Origin of the sequence: Curtobacterium sp. A7_M15 (assembly GCF_030705415.1) — a bacterium.
GTDB lineage: Bacteria > Actinomycetota > Actinomycetes > Actinomycetales > Microbacteriaceae > Curtobacterium.
On the sequence record NZ_JAUZED010000203.1, the window covers coordinates 1 to 2,486 of the forward strand.

General features: G+C 71.2%; 2 protein-coding genes. One reads left to right on the plus strand and one right to left on the minus strand.

The annotated features are described in order from the left end of the window. Positions 1–26: 26 nt before the first annotated feature. Complete coding sequence (locus Q7F20_RS18355; RefSeq protein ID WP_305741494.1) at positions 27–1,352, minus strand: MFS transporter; 1,326 nt, start codon at positions 1,350–1,352, stop codon at positions 27–29. 119 nt (positions 1,353–1,471) lie between these two features. Between Q7F20_RS18355 and Q7F20_RS18360 the strand changes: the two genes are divergently transcribed. Continuing rightward, positions 1,472–2,329 carry a LysR substrate-binding domain-containing protein gene (locus tag Q7F20_RS18360; protein WP_305741495.1) on the plus strand — a complete coding sequence of 286 codons (858 nt, stop codon included), beginning with the start codon at positions 1,472–1,474 and terminating at the stop codon, positions 2,327–2,329. Positions 2,330–2,486: the final 157 nt, after the last annotated feature.

Consider the following 2,486-nt stretch of genomic DNA (forward strand, 5'->3'; position numbering starts at 1 on the left):
CCGCACCGCGCCTCCCGTCCGACGCGTCAGCGGTGACCGACGATCGACGGCACCGGCATGTGGTGCCGCATCCGCACCGCCAGGTGCAGTCCGCCCCGTCGGGCGAGGACGAGGCCGACGACGGCCGCCGCGGCGGCCGGGACGCCTCCGGCGACGACCATCCCGACGTGGGCGCCGAAGTGGTCGACCACCTGGCCCATGAGGGGGCCGCCGATCGCCTGTCCTCCGAGCAGGACGAGGACGTAGAGCGACATCACCCGACCGCGGATCGCCACGTTCGACGACAGCTGCACGAGTGAGTTCGACGCCGTCTGGAAGAGCAGCTGCGACATCCCGACGGCGACGAGTGCGACGGTGAAGGGGGCGATCGCGGGGATGGAGCCCGACACGACGAGCAGGATCCCGGTCCAGAACACCCCGCCGACGATGGTGCGGAGCCGGACGGTGGCGCGACGGGTCGAGAGCAGCGCACCGGCGAGGGCTCCGATGGCGACGGCGGAGTTGAAGACGCCGTAGCCGCCGGCGCCGACGTGGTAGACCTCGGACGCGAAGGCCGAGAGCAGCACGGGCATCGTCAGTGCGAATACCGAGAAGAACGCCACGAGGACGACCGGCACGATGATCGTCGGCTTCCGGACGGCGTAGCGGAGTCCCTCGACGAGCTGGCCCTTCCCGCGCGGTGCCGGCGGTGTGCGGTGGAGTTCCGAGACCTTGAGGAAGCCGAGCGTCACCACGACGGCGACGCAGGCGATCGCGTTGACGCCGAACGACCAGCCCGCACCGACCGCCACGAGCAGTGCCCCGGAGAGCGCCGGGCCGATCATGCCGCCGAGCTGGAACACCGACGAGTTCACGCTGATCGCGTTGCGCAGGTGCTCGTGGCCGACGATCTCGGTGACGAACACCTGGCGGGCGGGGTTGTCGATGACGGTGACCATGCCCACGAGGAACGCGATCGTCCAGATGTGCCACGCCTGCACCACGCCGGACAGCGTGAGGACGGCGAGCAGTGCCGACAGGACGGCGAACGAGCCCTGCGTGATCATCATCAGCGCGCGCTTCGAGAACCGATCGACGAGCACGCCGCCGAGGAGCCCGAACAACAACATCGGCGCGAACTGGCACGCCACCGTGATGCCGACCTGCGCGACCGACCCGGTGAGCTGCAGCACGAGCCAGTCCTGCGCGATGCGCTGCATCCAGCCGGCGGTCATCGCGACGAGGTTCGTGGCGGTGAAGAGCCGGAAGTTCGGCACCGACAGGGCGATGAGGGTGTGGCGCCACGGCGGTCGGGCGGCCTGGATCGGCAGCGGTTCGGTGGGCGGGGGGAGGGTCGTCGATGACGCGCTCACGGTGGGGGTCTCCGGACGTCGGCTGCGGAAAGTGGTACCCCATCGAAACTACGTGGTGCGGCGCCATTCGATTCCCCTATGGTGGCTATCACTCCATTGCGATGTCGAATGAGGTGAGCGTGCTCGACCCGGTCCTGCTCCAGACGTTCCTCGCGGTCGCCGAGACCGGCAGCTTCACGGCGGCCGGGTCACGCCTCGGCATCAGCCAGCCGACGGTGTCGCAGCACGTGCGGCGGCTCGAGACGGCCGTGTCCCGGACCCTCGTCGCCCGCGACACCCGGGGCGTGGCACTCACGGACAACGGGGATGCGATGGCCGGGTTCGCGCGGACGATCCTCGCGGCGCACGCCACCGCCGACGCCTACTTCTCGGGAGCGGCGACGCGCGGCCGACTCCGGTTCGGGGCGGCGGACGACCTCGCGATCACGCAGCTGCCGCGGATCCTGCGCGACTTCCGACGGCTGCACCCGCAGGTGAACCTCGAGCTCACGGTGAACCAGTCGTCGCCGCTGCTCCGCCGGGTGCACGCGGGGCAGCTCGACCTCGTGTTCATCAAGCAGACCGCGGGGGAGTCCGCCGAGGGCACCCGCGTCGCGAGCGACCAGATGGTGTGGATGGCGCAGGACGGCATCGCCCTCGAGCCCGGTGAGCCGGTGCCGCTCATCGCCTACCAGGCGCCGAGCATCAGCCGGCAGATGGCGATCGACGCCCTCGAGGCAGCCGGCCGCACCTGGCGGATCACCTGCAACACGCGTGACGTCAACGGGGTGCTCGCGGCGGTGCGCGCGGGGATCGGGGTCGCGGTGTTCCCGCACTCGCTCATCCCGGCCGACCTCGTGAAGGTGTCGCAGCGGTTGTCGTTGCCGGACCTGCCGGCGGTCGACTACGTGCTCATCGCGAACCCGACGGTGCAGCGGGAGCCGATCGACGCCCTGACGAACGCGATCCTCTCGCGCGGGGTGGTCCGGGCGGTGTGAGGGCGTGCGGGGCTGGCGCTCCGTCGCTCGGGTGAGCAGGAATCGTCGGGTCGGTGCCGCGGACCCGACGATTTCTGCTCACTGAACGGGTCGGACCCGCCCGGCTCGGCCCCGGCGCGGGTCCGGCGCGGGTCGGGTCCGGCGCGGCGCCGGCCCC